We start from the raw sequence: 15,302 nt of genomic DNA, 5'->3' as shown, positions 1-15,302 counted from the left end.
AGAGCATACTACTATACATTTTTAATCAGGAGGGGTTTTAGGGGTTTTGGAGATGGATTCAAGATAGGTAAGGAATCGTTGTAGTTGCTGGGATTTTTCGATCAGATAGGCGAGTCCGGCCCGGAAGAGGGAGCAGGCTGGCCATCGGGTTCCGTCGGCGTATTTTTTGAGCGGTATTTTCTTTTTTCTTCGCCATCCTTCTCGGAGTGCGAGCAGGTAGGCGGTGGCTACGAGGGCCATCATGAGCCGGGTTTTGCCCGCGTCTTTGAGGTTGAGGTCTTCGAGGTGATAGCCGTTGGTCTTGAGGTGCTTGAACATGCACTCGATCTTCCATCGGAGCTTGTAAGCGGCGGCGGCGTATCGGCTACTACGAAGGGTAGTGAGGAAAACCATGACGGGTTCGTCTGCGCCGACTTTAGGGTTGGGCATCATGACGAGGGTATAGGAAGTATGGTTGAGGGTGATCCGTTTGCTGACGACTTTCTTTTTTTGCTGGCAGCGGCGGTACATGGCCCGATAGCTCCGCCCGCAGACGGCATTAGTATCTTGCTCGTAGTCGCCGCGCTTCATCCGGATCACAAAGTGTAGGCCCTTGTCGCTGAGGTACTTAAACCATTCTTTGCCGATGTATTCCCGGTCTGCGAGCAGGGTCATCCCACGCAGATCGAAGATACCGAGGGCCTCGTCCATCATCTCTTTTCGTTCTTCCTGATTAGAGGTACCGATCTTACCGAGCTGCTTCCAGTACAGGGGGATGGCTACGCCGCCTACCTGGACAGCCAGTACGAGGTAGTGGATTTCGGTCTGGCCAAACTGCCAACTCGTGCCGTCAAGGATCAGCGTCTGATGCCCCCCCTGACGCAGCAGCCCCAGATTGTGGCGCAGGATGTCGTGCAGAAATTCTTCCGACTTACCCCAGTCTTTAAAAAATCGGATCAGCCGCTGGTAGTGGCTCTGCACATCGGTGTGTGTCTTGCCCAGTACGCTGCTGACGTGGTCCTTGAGTTTGTACAGGTTGACCGTTTGGCCCAAACTGATCAGCGATACGAGCAGGTAAAAATTCTTTGCTGCACCCAGACCATAGTCTTGGTAGATTTTACTAAATTTGAGTAGTTGCGAAAAAGGCATAGGTATCGTTGTCTTGGTAAACACAATACTCTTGCTTTTTTCGCCTTTTTTCAAAATTGTCTAGTAGGCTGCACAAAGAGGCTGCAATGGCTGTAAATAATCCCATGCCGATTAATTTGCTGCTACTTTTCTTCATTGCTCTATTAAATTTTTAATTGTACCATTTGTTAGGACACTGGTGACTGTTTCAAGGTATTTCTTCGTTAAAGAATAATAAATTACTGTACCTTCTCTTTCGCTGGAGATAATTCCTCTATCCTTTAGTTTTCTTAGTTGTTGAGATATGGCAGGAACAGTCATTCCAAGAATATCACTCAAATCACAAACGCAAAGTCTATTCTCAGACTGAATTAGATATAGGATCTTAAGGCGTGTATCATTTCCAATTAATCCAATAATTATAGCCAAGTCAGAAAGATCAGAACCTACATTTTCAATCTTCTTTTTACAACGTCTAATTTGAGTTTCATCCGCCAATGCTCTTATGCAAGTTGATTCCATATTTATTTCCTTTACACAAAGGTAATCTAACTAAACTATTTAAGCAAGTACTTAAATATAAAATGAATTATAAATTGTTGTTACTGTGAGAACAAGTTTATAACCATTTATATAGCTACTCCCACAAGCTTTGCGTGGTGGAGGATTATGTCCACATCCTGCATAATAAAGTTCGATATTTGTCGGTTCCCTTGTACAAAAACGTCAGCCAACAGCTGGCGTTTTTTGTTTTACAGGCCATCCCGTCTTTACAGGGATTTTTTTAACTTTCGGAGGTGAATCATTGGCGGAAAAATATCATCAGTGTTTTCCTTCTGCTTTGTCTGTTTGCTCCCTTTCTGGGGATTTATACCTTGCTGCACCTGCAAAAATTTTTCCTTCGCAAAGAGATCAAACACCATCTGCTGACTCTTTCTGAACACCAGGATTTGGTTGAAATCAGCCTAAGCCATGCTCAGGCTTCCCTGCTACACTGGCCAGAACCTGATGAGTTTGAATTTGAAGGGCAAATGTACGATGTGGTTTCTCAGGAGATGCACAAAGACACAGTGGTGTACTGGTGTTGGCCCGATAAGGAGGAATCCCGGCTCAATCAACGTTTATCCTATCTCGTAAATCACGCCAGCGGACATAATCCCATAAGACAAAAAAATCAGCAGCGCCTCATTCACTTTTTTCATACACTATTTCGGTCAGAAAGATTCACCTGGCACTTACAAAACCGGGAGAGAGCCAAAAATCCTGAGGTTTTCAGCCCGCTGATATACTGCTCGGTTTGCCTTTCTCCGCCCATTCCTCCGCCGGAAACTGTATAAACACATCACTTTTTTTGAGGCAACCAATTTCGTCCCTGAAGGATATTGGCTGCCCGATTGTTGTATTGTTTATACCTAAATCCATGAAAAAATTAATCATACTGGGATTATTCCTGGGGGAAGGACTTATGCTCTTTGCCCAGACAATGGTTGTCCGGGACCTGGAAACCGGCCAACCGCTGGCGGGTGTTTCTGTATCTTCTGAAGACAATCCTTCATTTTCATTCACAAATACTGCCGGAGAGGCGGATATCTCGGCTTTCAAAGACGTAAAAACGCTCAGAATCTATTTGCCGGGCTATCAGACGGAAACACTGACGATCGAAAAACTGGCATCTTCAGATTATACAGTATATCTGGCACTTACCGGTATTTCACTCAATGAAGTGGTGATCTCCGCCAGCAGGTTTGAAGAGCAGCAGAAAGATGTTGTGCAAAAAATCCAGGTGCTGCGCAGTAGCGAAATGCAACATATGAATCAGACTTCCATGGCCGATGTGCTTGCTGGCAGCGGCAATATTATGGTTCAGAAAAGTCAGCTGGGAGGAGGCTCACCGGTAATCCGCGGATTTGAGGCCAATAAAGTGCTGATGGTTGTAGATGGAATCCGCATGAACAATGCCATCTACAGGGGCGGACATTTGCAAAATGTCATCACACTCGACAACTCCATTCTGGAGCGTACAGAGCTGGTATTTGGTGCAGGCTCTGTCGTGTATGGCTCAGACGCGTTGGGCGGAGTAATGCATTTTTACACCAAAGACCCTACGCTTTCGGCAGATGGAAAAACGCTGGTCAAAGCCAATGTATATGGACGTTACACCTCTGCCGCTCATGGTTATGCCGGGCATGCAGATGTTTCGGTTGGAGGAGAAAAAGTAGGCTCGCTGACATCATTTACCTATTCAGATTTTGGCGATTTGCGGCAGGGGGCGGTACGAAATCCTTTTTATGAAAACTTTGGCTCCCGCCCCTGGTATGTTTCCCAGGTTGGAGGGAAAGACTCCGTAATTGCCAATCCCGATTCCAATCTCCAGGTCTCTTCCGGTTACCGGCAGTATGATTTTTTACAGAAGCTGATTTTCAAACCATCTGAAAAAATCACACATCTGCTCAATTTCCAGTACTCCACATCGTCGGATGTTCCGAGGTATGACCGACTGACGCAGGTTTCCGGGGGACGTCCCCGCTTTGCCGAATGGTACTATGGACCCCAGGACCGGCTGCTGAGCGCCTATACGCTTCGCATTCGCTCGTCAAACAAGCTCTTCGATCATGCCCGCCTGATCCTTGCCTATCAGAATATTGAAGAAAGCAGAAACGACCGCCGCCTCAATAATCCCAGCATCAACCGGCGGATAGAAAAGCTAAATATATTTTCCTTTAATGCCGATTTTGATAAAACCAAAGGGAGCCACGAAATCCGCTATGGCGCAGAAGCTGTCTTTAATTTTATCAACTCTTCGGCTTTTCAGGAAAACATTTCCTCAGGAGAAAAAACTTCACTGGATACCCGCTACCCCGATGGGGGTTCTACGATGAATACGCAGGCAATCTATGGCACCCACACCTGGGAAATCAACGAAAAACTGATCCTCAATGACGGGATTCGCCTGACACATACTTCGCTGACAGCAGATTTTACAGACAAATCTTTTTTCCCGTTTCCTTTTAACAGGGTAAACCAAAACCATACGGCACTCAACGGCAATCTGGGGCTGATAATTCTGCCTGCACCGGGATGGAGATTTACCGGTAACCTTTCCTCTGGCTTCCGCGCACCAAACGTCGATGACCTCAGCAAGGTGTTTGAATCCGTTCAGGGCAATGTAATCGTCCCCAATCCCGATCTGCACCCGGAATTTACCTACAACGCAGAACTGGGAATTGCCCATACGATACAAAACCGCATCGTTGTATCAGCAGTAGGCTATTATACCCGATATGTAAATGCCATTACCGTCCAGCCATCTTTATTTGACGGGCAGGATTCGATCTTGTATGATGGACAACTCAGCCAGGTAACAACTACCGTAAATACCGGAAAAGCGTTTATCTACGGCATGGAAGGCAGTCTTTCGGGCAATCTCAATGATTATTTTTCTTTGTTTGCCTCTATCAACTACACGTATGGGAGAGTGGTCAACGACGAGCTGACAACTCCCCTGGACCATATTCCACCTGTATTTGGAAAAATCAGCCTCAATATGAAGCGGGAAAAGATCCGGGCGGAATTTTTTGTCAATTACAGCGGTTGGAAACGGCTGGAAGATTACAGCAGTTCCGGAGAGGATAATCTGGCCTATGCCACCACATACGGGATGCCTTCGTGGTACACACTCAACACAAGGATTACCGTGGCACTGAGCAAAAAAATCAGCCTCCAGGCAGCTTGTGAAAATATTCTGGATCAAAATTACCGGGTTTTTGCGTCTAATATTTCTGCACCGGGGCGAAATTTCATTTTTACACTTCGGGCAACAATCTGATCATAAGCAGACAGACAAAATCTAAGCAAAGAGCGGCAGATGTATGGGAATAAACGTATTTTTTTAAGTGTAGAATCCCTACATTTGCCCCTCAAATTGAGAATCAGTGGAGAAAAATTATCTTCCCATAATTCGTGTGATTGAGGAAGACTACGAAATTCCTCAGCTGGGCCGAAGAAGAAGAATCTCGGCCCTGTTGCCCTATGATTATGAGGAATCGGAGACTTATTATCCTGTGCTTTATCTTCATGACGGGCAGAACCTGTTTAATGAACATGCCATGTTTGGCAACTGGGCGATCGATCAGTCTCTGGCAAAACTCGCGGAGAAAGGCCTGAAAGATATCATCATTATCGCCGTGGACCACGGAGGGGAAGAAAGGATAAGTGAATATTCGCCCTATTACAATCCAAAGTTTGGGGAAGGAAGTGGCGAGCTTTATCTACAGTTTGTAGAACAGACCCTGAAGCCGTATGTTGACCGAAAATTCAGGGTCTTTACCGATCGGCTGAATACAGGTATTGGAGGAAGTTCTATGGGAGGTCTTATCAGCCTGTATGCAGGCATTGTGCACAACCATGTGTTCAGTAAAATGATGATTTTTTCTCCCAGCTTGTGGATTTCTCCGAAAGTTTACTACCACACTTCCAGCTTCCTGGCGAAGGAAAAAACCGAGATGTATGTGTATGCCGGCGAACAGGAAAGTAAGAGCCATATTACAAACGTAAAGCGTCTGAAAAGCTCTTTATACCGCTCAACCGCCGATCAGTCCTTACTCAGATTTCACCTGAGCATCAATCCGGAAGGTACACATAATGAGTCTTTTTGGCGGGAAGAATTTCCCAAAGCCATAGAATGGTTGTATTTTCCCCAATAAACCTCTTTTGTACATGAACTATACCCTTAGCGCTCATATTCCCGACTCCCCTTCTACCCTTGTTCTTCCGTTTTTTAAGGGCGAAGCAGATACAGACCTGATTCAGAAACTATCCGGAATTTCTTTTCTGCCGGAATTTGAAGCAAAGTTTAAAGAGTCGGTTATTTTATTTCACCCCGAAAAACCACTAAAAATATACTTAGCCGGCCTGGGCGACCGGAAGGAAATAGCCAAAGCACCACAGGTATTTCGCAGCCTTACCTTCCGCCAGCAGGAAAAATGGGGAGATTGTCCCGTTATTTACCTCCCACATCTCGAATCAGAACTGGTTTTCGCCGCTGCTTTAGGAATAGGTCTGGGACAGTATAAAAACGGACTTTTTAAAACTGATGCAGCGGAGCAACCGGTTCCCGCAGCGGTGTACCTTGTTCATGCAGATCCACAGGCCGGTAAATGGGCGGAGGAAGGATTTATCACAGCAGATACCCAAACGCGGGTTATGCAGCTGATAGATACCCCATCCAATACCAAAACACCGGAATGGCTGGGGCGGTTTGCGGCAGATTCAGCCCAAAAATATGGTTATTCGGCGCGTATTTACACGCGTGACGAACTGGAAGCCCAGGGGCTTCACGCCCTCCTGGCCGTAGGACAGGGAAGTATGTATCCGCCGGTATTAATTCAACTGGAATACAAACCCGAAGGAATGGAGTCGGCATCTCCGCAGCTGGGTTTGGTAGGGAAAGGCATTACTTTTGACACGGGCGGCATTTCCATCAAATCCTCCACCAATATGCACTTTATGAAAAGTGATATGGGAGGCGCCGCAGCGGTAATCGGAGCGATAGAACTGGCGGCAAGGTTGCGGTTACCCATTCACCTGGCGGGCGTGATTCCTTCAGCGGAAAACAGCGTGGATGCCCATAGTTTTAAGCCGGGAGATGTGATTTCCTCTTACTCGGGTAAAACCATTGAAATCATAGATACCGATGCAGAAGGAAGGCTGGTATTGGCCGATGGCCTGGCCTGGATGCAAAAACAATTTTCGCCGGATACTGTCATCGACCTTGCCACGCTCACAGGAAGCTGTGTGATGACCCTTGGATACAGCGCGGCAGGTATGTTTACGAAAAATGAATTCCTCGCTCAGGCGCTTTCCAGCGCTGGTTTATCGGTGCATGAGCGTGTATGGCAATTACCGCTATTCGAAGACTTTGAGGATGACCTGCACTCAGATGTTGCGGATGTGCGCAACTTCAGCGGAAAACCCGTAGCCGGAGCTATTACTGCTGCAAAATTTCTCGAATATTTTATCAAAGATCACCCCAAATGGGTACACCTCGATATTGCTGGTGTTGCATTTGGCGATTCTGAATTTACCAAAATGCGGGCAGGCACCGGGTATGGTGTGCGTCTGTTGACTACTTTTATGAAACAACTCATTTCCCAACAATAATACTATGTCCAAAGCCCCCCTCAATATCCTCTGCATCTCCAGCTTTTTTAAGGGAGAAGCGTTCCTCCGATCTGCCAAAGCGGAAGGAAACCAGGTTTACCTCATTACAGGAAACAAACTCAAAAACCATCCCTGGCCATGGGAGTCAATTGATGAGACCTTTTTTATGGACGAAACAGAAGAGGGAAAATGGGTAATGCAACACCTGATCGATGGGATTGCCTGGCAAATGCAGCGGATAAAGTTTGACAAAATTGTCGCTCTCGATGATTTTGATGTGGAAAAAGCGGCCCATATACGCGAACATTTCCGCATTCCCGGAATGGGAGAAACCACCGCTCATTACTTCCGGGATAAACTGGCCATGCGGATGAAAGCTCAGGAAGCGGGGATTCCTGTTCCGGCGTTTTCTGCTATCTTTCATGACGCAGATATCGAGTCATACGCCAACCAGGTTCCCGGCCCGTGGATGATCAAACCGCGGTTTGCAGCCTCTGCTACCGGCATTGTGAAAGTGGCAGACAAAGATTCGCTGTGGCGTGAAATACACAAACTTGGCGCACAAAGACATATGTATCTGGTTGAAAAATTTGCTCCCGGATATGTATTTCATGTGGATACCCTTAATATGGATGGAAAAACCGTCTTCTCCCGTGTGAGCCAGTACCTCGATACTCCTTTTGAAGTGGCCCATGGTGGGGGGATTTTCCGCTCGGTCACGGCAAAGTTTGGCTCCAAAGATGAAAAGGAGTTGACTAAACTCAATAAGCTGGTAATGAAGGCTTTTGGCATGCAATACAGCGCGTCCCACTCTGAGTTTATCAAGGGGAAAGAAGATGGTAAATATTATTTTCTGGAAACTTCTTCCCGTGTGGGCGGGGCAAATCTTGCAGAAATGGTGGAAGCTTCTGCCGGAATAAACCTCTGGACCGAATGGGCGAAAATCGAGACCGCTGTCGCCAAAAATTCAACCTACCAGTTGCCGGAAGTCAAAAATGATTACTCGGGTATAGTGGTATCACTTAGCCGTTTTCAGCAGCCGGATGATTCTTCCTTTAATGATCCCGAAATATGGTGGCGAATGAAAAAAGACTGGCATATAGGCCTGATTGTCAAAGCATCAACCCCAGAACGTGTTCACGAATTGCTGGACAAATATACCAAACGTATCTCTGAGGAGTTTCATGCCAGTCTGCCGGCACCTGACAGACCAGCCAATTAATCCTTCGAGCTTACACCGCCCTCAAAAAAGCCGATACTCGCGCCGACAAAGTCTTTGTCTTTGTTGTACCGTACACCGATCATTTCTCCTTTGGAAAGACGCATCAGATTATTGACTGTGCGGGCTTTGGGTTCTCCTTTTTTCCATACCATCAGCATCCGGATCTCACATTTGGCAGGCTCTCCCGGTGTTTTGATACACGGATCATAGGTAACCTTGCGCTGAAGAAGGTAGTTTCGCCTGTCTTTAATGGAATCCAGGGTAGAAGCTGTGACATGAAGATTAACGCCCGATCCTGCAAAAGAATACAGGGGCTTCAGGACATAATTTTCCAGATCAGATGGATAGGCGTCTAATTGGTCGAGATAAAAACTGCGGGGAACATAAGGGCTGTGAAACAGCGGCAAGGTGTATTTACTTATGCGGAAAAACCAGTTGGGATGCCCGACCCACTCTGCATTGATTTCTTCTGAAAAGGAAAACTCACGCTGAATATCCGTTCGTTGATCGAGCTCATCAAAAATCACCCGGTTATAGATTCGGTTTACCGGAATTTCTTTTCCTTTCTCATCGAGATAATACAGGTTTTTTCCCCTTTTTTTCAGCTTGCTGATGCACAGCACTTTTATCCCCAGGTGCGCCTGTGTACCCCAAAAATCAATGGCAGTGGCTTGTTTTTCAGGCTCAACTTCCAGCAGCACCACCGTACGCGGGTCCTGATCGCCAACAATTTCTTCTTTCAGCAACTGAATATAGGATTCCGGTGTCAGACTGCTGTGATAGGAAGAATAATTATCGGGAATTGCAAAGTGCTGGCGGTAGGATTTAGCGAGCAGATCCTGAAAAAAGTAAAGAGAAGGAAATCCTTGAATTTCAATCAGTTGTGGTGTAAGATCGCCATTTTCGTCCCGGCAAATGCCAAAATCCATCTGAAGAAATTGTGTATGCGCATCTTCTCCTGGTACAATCTCCATAGGCGGACGAATCGCGTCTTTTGTCATATCCTTAAACCGGGGATTACAAATGACAGCGTTGATATCCTCTATGGCATCAGCAAGCCGTTCTTTCAGCAGATTGGGAATAAACACGGGCGTCTCCGCGATACGAAAAGGTGGTTTATGCTGATAGGCACTATACACCGAATCGAGAAAACCCTGGTACTTTTCCTGGGTAAAATCCCGGTTAAACTGTTCGCGGAGTGAGGTGATCATACAGAGACTATTGATTTTCCATTGAGTGCGGCAATCGCACCATTGATAAATGAAGGCAAAATTGTGCTATAAGTCAGGGCGATTTTGTCGGGGTCGGTGAGATGCGCCATCATATCCCGGTATTTCCGTTCGCTGAAATTGTCAATGACTTTGCGTCGGTTTTCTTCCATTTGAAAATGGATCGTCATACCGACGGGGTCAGCTTCAGGGTGAAACTGCGTACCGACAAATTCTTCAGAAAACCGTACAGCCATAATCGCTCTTTCGTATTCGACGTGGGTACGTATTTTTTCAAGAGAAAGAATCGTAGCCCCTTGCTGGGCAAATACTTTGAGGTTGGGCTGGATCAGTTGCCAGTCCCGGCTATCCACGCCATAGTAGGGATCGGGCAGATCTTTGAGCAGCGGATCGCTCATTCCGGCAGGTGTTTTGTGTACAGGCATTACACCGAAGGAAGTGGACTTTCGCGGGGCAATTTCTCCCAATCCGAAATGATTACAAGCCATTTGGAAGGAGTGGCAAATGAAAAACATGTACTTCTTCCTGACACCAGGCTGCTGGTTGTGGTCCCAGACCTGATCTATCAGGTCGTAAAACCGTACATCCCATATCCCATCGCCTTCCAAAGGATTTCCCGGACCGCCACTGCAGATATAGATATCATAATCAGTATCAGGCACTTCGCCAGTAACCCGGATATCATACTCATGCCATTCCAGCAACGTAGAGAAGTCCCCTACGATTTCGCGGATACACCGCATCCCCTGATTGGGCTGCCCATTGTTTAAATCCAGGATTGCCAGGCGAACAGGCTGATTTTTCATTCTAAACTCCTTCTACGGTTTGTGCAATAATATAATCCACTACTTTTTCCAGACTACCGGTTTCTTCATACACTTTCAGCTGACGATCTGCACCCGTTCCATTTTCAAGAATGGTATGAATATAATTGACCGCCTCGCGGGAGTCCAGTTCATCGAGTACATCGTCGATAAACTCCAGAAGTTCATGTAGCAAATGACGCGTAGAGACTTCTTTTTCCAGGCCAAAATCAATGAGTTGCCCATCGATTCCATAACGCGAAGCCCGCCACTTATTTTCATTGATAAGTGCGCGGCGGTAAGTCATAAAATTGAGGTTCGCTACGCGAAGTTTATGCAGTTTGGCGACCAGCGCCTGTACGAGTGCTGCGATACAAATCGTCTCATTTACCGTCAGAGGAATATCACAAATGCGAATTTCAATAGTCGGGAAAAAAGGATGCGCACGAATATCCCACCAGATTTTTTTGGCGTTATCAATACAGCCAGTTTTAATCAGGAGATTGATATAATTGTCGTATTCAGCGACAGAATCAAAATGGTCGGGAATACCCGTGCGTGGAAATTTGTCAAAAACCTTGGTTCGAAAGGACTTAAATCCCGTATTACGCCCTTCCCAGAAAGGGGAATTGGTAGAAAGTGCAAATAAATGCGGCAGGAAATAGCGCATAGAGTTGGCAAGGTGAATCGCCATATTGCGATCCTCAATGCCCACATGCACATGCAACCCAAATATCAGATTTGACCGGGCGGCGTCCTGCAATTCATTCACGATCTGGTCATAGCGGGGGTGTACCGTCAGCAACTGCTTCTGCCAGGCAGAAAAAGGATGCGTTCCGGCAGCACCAATACGGAAACCCAGGCTGGTTGCCACTTCGGAAATCGACTTTCGCAGATAGATAATCTGCTCACGGGCATCATTTATATCTGTGCAAATGCGGGTACCCACCTCCACTACAGCCTGGTGCATTTCTGCTTTCACCTGCTCATCGAGAAACTTATTGGCAGTTTCCACAATTCGCTGCTCATGGGAGGTCAGTTCGCGGGTTTCCGGATCTATGACCTGATACTCTTCTTCGATACCAAGGGTAAATTGCATCTTATTACAGTTTGATGGTTAGCTCTTTTTGGCAGCTGGTTTCTTTGGGGTAGCGGCTTTCTTTGGGGCCGTTGTTTTCGGTGCAGCAAAGATATCACTGACAAATGTACCCCAGGTGAGGTTTACCTGACCGGGCTTAAATTTTTTAGCCTTTTCAATGGCGAGGTTTGCAGCATTTTCCACAATCCAGTCAAAGTTTTCCTGACCTACAGAATGAATATCAGCATCAGGTGCCGGATTACAAAAATCAATTGCGTAAGGAATACCATCTCTTACCGCAAATTCCACGGTATTAAAGTCATATCCCAGTGCCTGGTTGAGCTGTTTGGTTTGTTTTTCCACCAGAGCCAGAAGTTTTTTCTCCACGGGAAGCGCGTTTTTCACATAGCGGAGGTGGTGCGGGTTGCGCGGCTCATACTGCATGATATGCACATTGTTGCCACCGAGGCAATAACATCTGAAATAGGTATCAAATACAATTTCCTCCTGAAGCATCATGACCAGTTGGTCGGTCTCTGCATGTTTTTTGAACAAATCTTCAGGGTCATATACTTTGTACACGCTTTTCCATCCACCACCTGCATGCGGTTTCATATATGCAGGAAAGCCGATGTAATCGAAAATACGTTTCCAGTCAAAAGGATACGCCAGGTTGCGGAAAGAGCCTTCATCTGTATCGGGAGGACGCTGGTAGGAAGGTAGCAGGACTGTTTTAGGCACAGGAACATTTACCTTCTCAGCCAGTGCGTTATTGAAAAACTTTTCATCAGCGCTCCACCAGAAGGGGTTGTTGATGACAATGGTACCATTGATTGCGGCATTTTTGAGGAATGCGCGGTAGAAAGGCACATCCTGAGAGATGCGGTCGATAATGACTGCGTAGTCGGACGGCAGATTTTGCTGCACGACGTCCAGTTTTACGGGTTCTGCGACAATGCCGCTTACTTTTTTCTCATTCACCCGCTCGATAAACGCCCAGGGAAATGTATTTTCTTTTCCGAAGAGGATTCCTATTTTTTTCATAACTGAGGCGAGAATTTAGGTAGTTTTTGTGAAATATTTAGAAGAATTACATGAGTGATAAATAGTGGGGAAACATATCGCGCCAGATGGGCCAATCGTGTTTTGCCCAACGGCGCAGATCAAACCAATGAGGGATGCCTTTACGGCTGAGGATTTCTGACATTTTCCGGTTTGCATCCAGGCAAATGTCCCACTCCCCTGCCCCGAGGGCGATTTTCATTTTCCATAGGTCAGGGTGATTGTTATCCGGCATATAGTCTACCGGATTGCAGAAATACACATTGGTATCATAGTATCCATCCATAAATGAAGTTACATCAAACGCACCACTCATAGAAAAAAGGTGGCTCACACGATCGGGATGTCTAAAGGCAAAATTCAACGCGTGAAACCCACCGAAGCTTGCTCCGGCGACGCATACCTTTGCAAATCCGTGATTGTGGCGGATGGGGTCGATCACTTCATCGAGAATAAACTGATCGTACACCATATGGTTTTTGACCCGATCTGCCGGATGGATTGCTTTATTGTACCAACTGAGTGCATCGATACTGTCTGGGCAATAGATTTTTACGAGTCCCTGCTCAATAAACCACCGGGCAGATTCAATCAGTAAAAAGTCTTTGCTTTCATAATAACGACCTTTGGTCGTAGGGAAAAAAATAACCGGGTAACCCGCATGTCCATGAATCAGCATTTCGATATCCATGCTGAGAGTCGGGGAATACCATTTTAAATATTCTTCTTTCAAAATATATGATCTTAAGTATAGTCTGGCTGGAAATTTGCCGCGAAATTGCAAAAATTTTAAACGCCTCGCAAAGGTCTGATAATGAATTTTTTCAATATAAATTTTTATTCACATTAAACCTTATTATTTGTCTGTGGTCTAAGACTTCGATGGTAGCACTGGAAGAAAAAAATCTCCTGGAAAAACTCCGGCAACCCGAAACCAAAAATCAGGCTTTCGGGCATTTGGTTGAGTTATATCAGCGGATATTGTATTATCATATCCGGCGATTGGTCATAGATCATGATGATGCGGATGACGTTTTGCAAAATACCCTGCTCAAAGCCTGGAAAAATATTGATCGGTTTCGGGCAGATGCGGCGCTCAAAACCTGGCTGTACCGTATCGCAACCAATGAATCGCTTACTTTTCTCAACAATAAAAAAAAGCGGGGATTTGAGGATGTAGAAGATATTGAAAATGACCTCCGCCACAGCCTTTCCACCGGGCGATATATAGATGGGGACGAAATACAAAAAAAACTCCAGATGGCCATTCTGACTTTACCCAGACAGCAGCGCCTTGTGTTTAATATGCGCTATTACGACGAATTGAAATATGAAGAAATTTCCGAAATTTTGGAAGTTTCGGTAGGCGCCCTCAAAGCCAGTTATCACCATGCAGTAAAAAAAATTGAGCTTTTTTTAACAAGCGATTAAACCGACGGCCTTCTACAACGTCAATACCATACGATGCAAGACTTTGATGAACATAAAGATGAACTAAACGAAGCGCCTTTTCTAGGGTCGTTGAAAAAGGAAAATATATTCCGGGTTCCGGACGATTATTTTGGGCCCTTGCCACAGGTTTGGGAAACAATCAGACATGAGGCGGAACCAGAAACCCCGGTTCTCGATCAAATAGAAAAGAAGAATATTTTCCAGATACCAGAAGGGTATTTTGAAACCTTTGCAGAGAAGATTTTTCATCTGACACAACCTCAGCCTTCAGCAAGATCTTCCCGCATGGGGATTGTCAGGCGAATGACTTCCATCAACCGGTTTTCTGTAGGAATTGCGGCTGCCATTGCTCTTTTCATTTCCTTTGGGATATGGTTTAGGGTTACTGAAAATGAGGCAGCGACAACCCCTTTGTTACTGGCTGATATTTCTACTGAAGAATTGATGACCAGCGTAGATCTTGCTGAAGTCGATCTGAGTACCATCCTGGATATTGTCGGGGACGAAGCGATTTCAGATTTACAGCCGCCTCCTGAAGATCTGCGGGGAGAAGAATTAAACGACCTGCTTGAAGACCTGGACATCTCCGATCTCGAGGGGATGCTCGAAGAATTGGATAAGTAACTACGCAACATATAAACTGACTGTCGATGTATAAATGGATGATAACCATCACAATGGCTTTAGCTGGTGTGATCAGCTTACAGGCCCAGGATGAAGACATTTCATTCTCCAGGGCCGAAAAAATCGAATCTTTCCGGGTTGCTTTTTTTACCCGCAAACTCAGCCTCACTCCCCAGGAATCTGAAAAATTCTGGCCTGTGTATAATAATTTTCTTGACGAACAGGAGTCGCTCCGGAAAACACGCAGAAGTATTCAGTTAAAAGCACAAAGTGCAATGATGGGAGACGACAACCGCGAGTTGGAAAAATTGTCGGATGAATTTATCAGCCTTAAGCGTAAAGAGGCCGATATTGAGGAGAAATACCATGCCCAGTTTAAATCGGTTTTACCTATCCGCAAAGTCCTGCTGTTGTATAAAACAGAGACGGAGTTTAAGAAGGAGATTTTGGAGGAAATACGCCGGCGGCAAATGGAGAAACGTATGCAGGAAGGAAGACCCGGTATCCGGCAATAGAAAGATTTTTATAAAAAGACAAAGGCTGGCTATAATAGCCAGCCTTTTTTA

15 protein-coding genes are annotated in these 15,302 nt (G+C 45.8%); 8 read left to right on the top strand and 7 right to left on the bottom strand.

The annotated features are described in order from the left end of the window. Positions 1-21 precede the first annotated feature (21 nt). Both R3D00_11415 and R3D00_11410 read right to left on the bottom strand, forming a co-directional pair. Positions 22-1,128 carry a transposase gene (locus R3D00_11415; protein MEZ4773782.1) on the bottom strand — a complete coding sequence of 369 codons (1,107 nt, stop codon included), beginning with the start codon at positions 1,126-1,128 and terminating at the stop codon, positions 22-24. A 132-nt stretch (positions 1,129-1,260) separates the two neighbouring features. Beyond that, the gene (locus R3D00_11410; GenBank protein ID MEZ4773781.1) at positions 1,261-1,629 is read right to left on the bottom strand and encodes a metalloregulator ArsR/SmtB family transcription factor; all 369 of its coding nucleotides are present in this window, start codon (positions 1,627-1,629) and stop codon (positions 1,261-1,263) included. A 275-nt stretch (positions 1,630-1,904) separates the two neighbouring features. On the opposite strand from R3D00_11410, the gene R3D00_11405 reads away from it, so the two are divergent. The 5 genes from R3D00_11405 to R3D00_11385 all read left to right on the top strand — a co-directional run bounded on the left by R3D00_11405 (position 1,905) and on the right by R3D00_11385 (position 8,488). Beyond that, positions 1,905-2,444, top strand: a complete 540-nt coding sequence (locus tag R3D00_11405; protein MEZ4773780.1) for a hypothetical protein — start codon at positions 1,905-1,907, stop codon at positions 2,442-2,444. An 83-nt stretch (positions 2,445-2,527) separates the two neighbouring features. Then, on the top strand, positions 2,528-4,933 hold the full coding sequence (locus R3D00_11400; protein MEZ4773779.1) for a TonB-dependent receptor: 2,406 nt from the start codon (positions 2,528-2,530) through the stop codon (positions 4,931-4,933). Positions 4,934-5,039: 106 nt separating this feature from the next. Further along, positions 5,040-5,810: an alpha/beta hydrolase-fold protein gene (locus tag R3D00_11395; GenBank protein ID MEZ4773778.1), complete on the top strand. Its 771-nt coding sequence runs from the start codon at positions 5,040-5,042 to the stop codon at positions 5,808-5,810. 13 nt (positions 5,811-5,823) lie between these two features. Then, positions 5,824-7,266 (top strand): leucyl aminopeptidase family protein, encoded by a 1,443-nt coding sequence (locus R3D00_11390; protein MEZ4773777.1) that lies wholly within the window; start codon positions 5,824-5,826, stop codon positions 7,264-7,266. A 4-nt stretch (positions 7,267-7,270) separates the two neighbouring features. Beyond that, the gene (locus R3D00_11385) at positions 7,271-8,488 is read left to right on the top strand and encodes an ATPase (GenBank protein MEZ4773776.1); all 1,218 of its coding nucleotides are present in this window, start codon (positions 7,271-7,273) and stop codon (positions 8,486-8,488) included. Here the strand turns inward: R3D00_11385 and R3D00_11380 are convergent. From R3D00_11380 to R3D00_11360, 5 genes are read right to left on the bottom strand one after another with little or no spacing between them, the layout of a single operon-like run. Next, complete coding sequence (locus R3D00_11380) at positions 8,485-9,699, bottom strand: hypothetical protein (protein MEZ4773775.1); 1,215 nt, start codon at positions 9,697-9,699, stop codon at positions 8,485-8,487. The two genes, R3D00_11385 and R3D00_11380, sit on opposite strands and share 4 nt — an antisense overlap. Continuing rightward, entirely contained in the window at positions 9,696-10,523 is an 828-nt protein-coding gene (locus tag R3D00_11375; protein MEZ4773774.1) for a GMP synthase, read from the bottom strand. Before R3D00_11375 ends, R3D00_11380 begins: the two co-directional genes overlap by 4 nt. Before the next feature lies 1 nt (position 10,524). Further along, positions 10,525-11,619, bottom strand: a complete 1,095-nt coding sequence (locus tag R3D00_11370; GenBank protein MEZ4773773.1) for a carboxylate-amine ligase — start codon at positions 11,617-11,619, stop codon at positions 10,525-10,527. Between the two features lie 18 nt (positions 11,620-11,637). Further along, a complete protein-coding gene (locus R3D00_11365; protein MEZ4773772.1) occupies positions 11,638-12,642 on the bottom strand; it encodes a hypothetical protein in 1,005 nt (334 codons plus the stop codon). 46 nt (positions 12,643-12,688) lie between these two features. Next, positions 12,689-13,393: an alpha/beta fold hydrolase gene (locus tag R3D00_11360; GenBank protein MEZ4773771.1), complete on the bottom strand. Its 705-nt coding sequence runs from the start codon at positions 13,391-13,393 to the stop codon at positions 12,689-12,691. Between the two features lie 5 nt (positions 13,394-13,398). Here R3D00_11360 and R3D00_11355 point away from each other — a divergent pair, with 5 nt between their 5' ends. Genes R3D00_11355 through R3D00_11345 form a run of 3 tightly spaced genes read left to right on the top strand, consistent with a single transcriptional unit; the run spans position 13,399 to position 15,251 of the window. After that, on the top strand, positions 13,399-14,091 hold the full coding sequence (locus R3D00_11355; protein ID MEZ4773770.1) for an RNA polymerase sigma factor: 693 nt from the start codon (positions 13,399-13,401) through the stop codon (positions 14,089-14,091). Positions 14,092-14,124: 33 nt separating this feature from the next. Continuing rightward, positions 14,125-14,736 carry a hypothetical protein gene (locus R3D00_11350; GenBank protein ID MEZ4773769.1) on the top strand — a complete coding sequence of 204 codons (612 nt, stop codon included), beginning with the start codon at positions 14,125-14,127 and terminating at the stop codon, positions 14,734-14,736. A gap of 26 nt (positions 14,737-14,762) precedes the next feature. Beyond that, positions 14,763-15,251 carry a hypothetical protein gene (locus R3D00_11345; GenBank protein MEZ4773768.1) on the top strand — a complete coding sequence of 163 codons (489 nt, stop codon included), beginning with the start codon at positions 14,763-14,765 and terminating at the stop codon, positions 15,249-15,251. Positions 15,252-15,302 lie beyond the last annotated feature (51 nt).

It is taken from the genome of Bacteroidia bacterium (genome assembly GCA_041391665.1).
In the GTDB taxonomy this organism is placed as follows: domain Bacteria; phylum Bacteroidota; class Bacteroidia; order J057; family J057; genus JAGQVA01.
Note: the sequence above shows the minus strand (reverse complement) of the source record. Positions and strands in the feature narration are given on the sequence as shown.

Bases quoted from the DNA above. Each gene is read 5' to 3' on its own strand.
- R3D00_11415 (MEZ4773782.1), bottom strand. From the start codon at position 1,128: ATGCCTTTTTCGCAACTACTCAAATTTAGTAAAATCTACCAAGACTAT.
- R3D00_11410 (MEZ4773781.1), bottom strand. From the start codon at position 1,629: ATGGAATCAACTTGCATAAGAGCATTGGCGGATGAAACTCAAATTAGA.
- R3D00_11400 (MEZ4773779.1), top strand. From the start codon at position 2,528: ATGAAAAAATTAATCATACTGGGATTATTCCTGGGGGAAGGACTTATG.
- R3D00_11390 (MEZ4773777.1), top strand. From the start codon at position 5,824: ATGAACTATACCCTTAGCGCTCATATTCCCGACTCCCCTTCTACCCTT.
- R3D00_11385 (MEZ4773776.1), top strand. From the start codon at position 7,271: ATGTCCAAAGCCCCCCTCAATATCCTCTGCATCTCCAGCTTTTTTAAG.
- R3D00_11380 (MEZ4773775.1), bottom strand. From the start codon at position 9,699: ATGATCACCTCACTCCGCGAACAGTTTAACCGGGATTTTACCCAGGAA.
- R3D00_11375 (MEZ4773774.1), bottom strand. From the start codon at position 10,523: ATGAAAAATCAGCCTGTTCGCCTGGCAATCCTGGATTTAAACAATGGG.
- R3D00_11370 (MEZ4773773.1), bottom strand. From the start codon at position 11,619: ATGCAATTTACCCTTGGTATCGAAGAAGAGTATCAGGTCATAGATCCG.
- R3D00_11365 (MEZ4773772.1), bottom strand. From the start codon at position 12,642: ATGAAAAAAATAGGAATCCTCTTCGGAAAAGAAAATACATTTCCCTGG.
- R3D00_11355 (MEZ4773770.1), top strand. From the start codon at position 13,399: ATGATCTTAAGTATAGTCTGGCTGGAAATTTGCCGCGAAATTGCAAAA.
- R3D00_11350 (MEZ4773769.1), top strand. From the start codon at position 14,125: ATGCAAGACTTTGATGAACATAAAGATGAACTAAACGAAGCGCCTTTT.
- R3D00_11345 (MEZ4773768.1), top strand. From the start codon at position 14,763: ATGTATAAATGGATGATAACCATCACAATGGCTTTAGCTGGTGTGATC.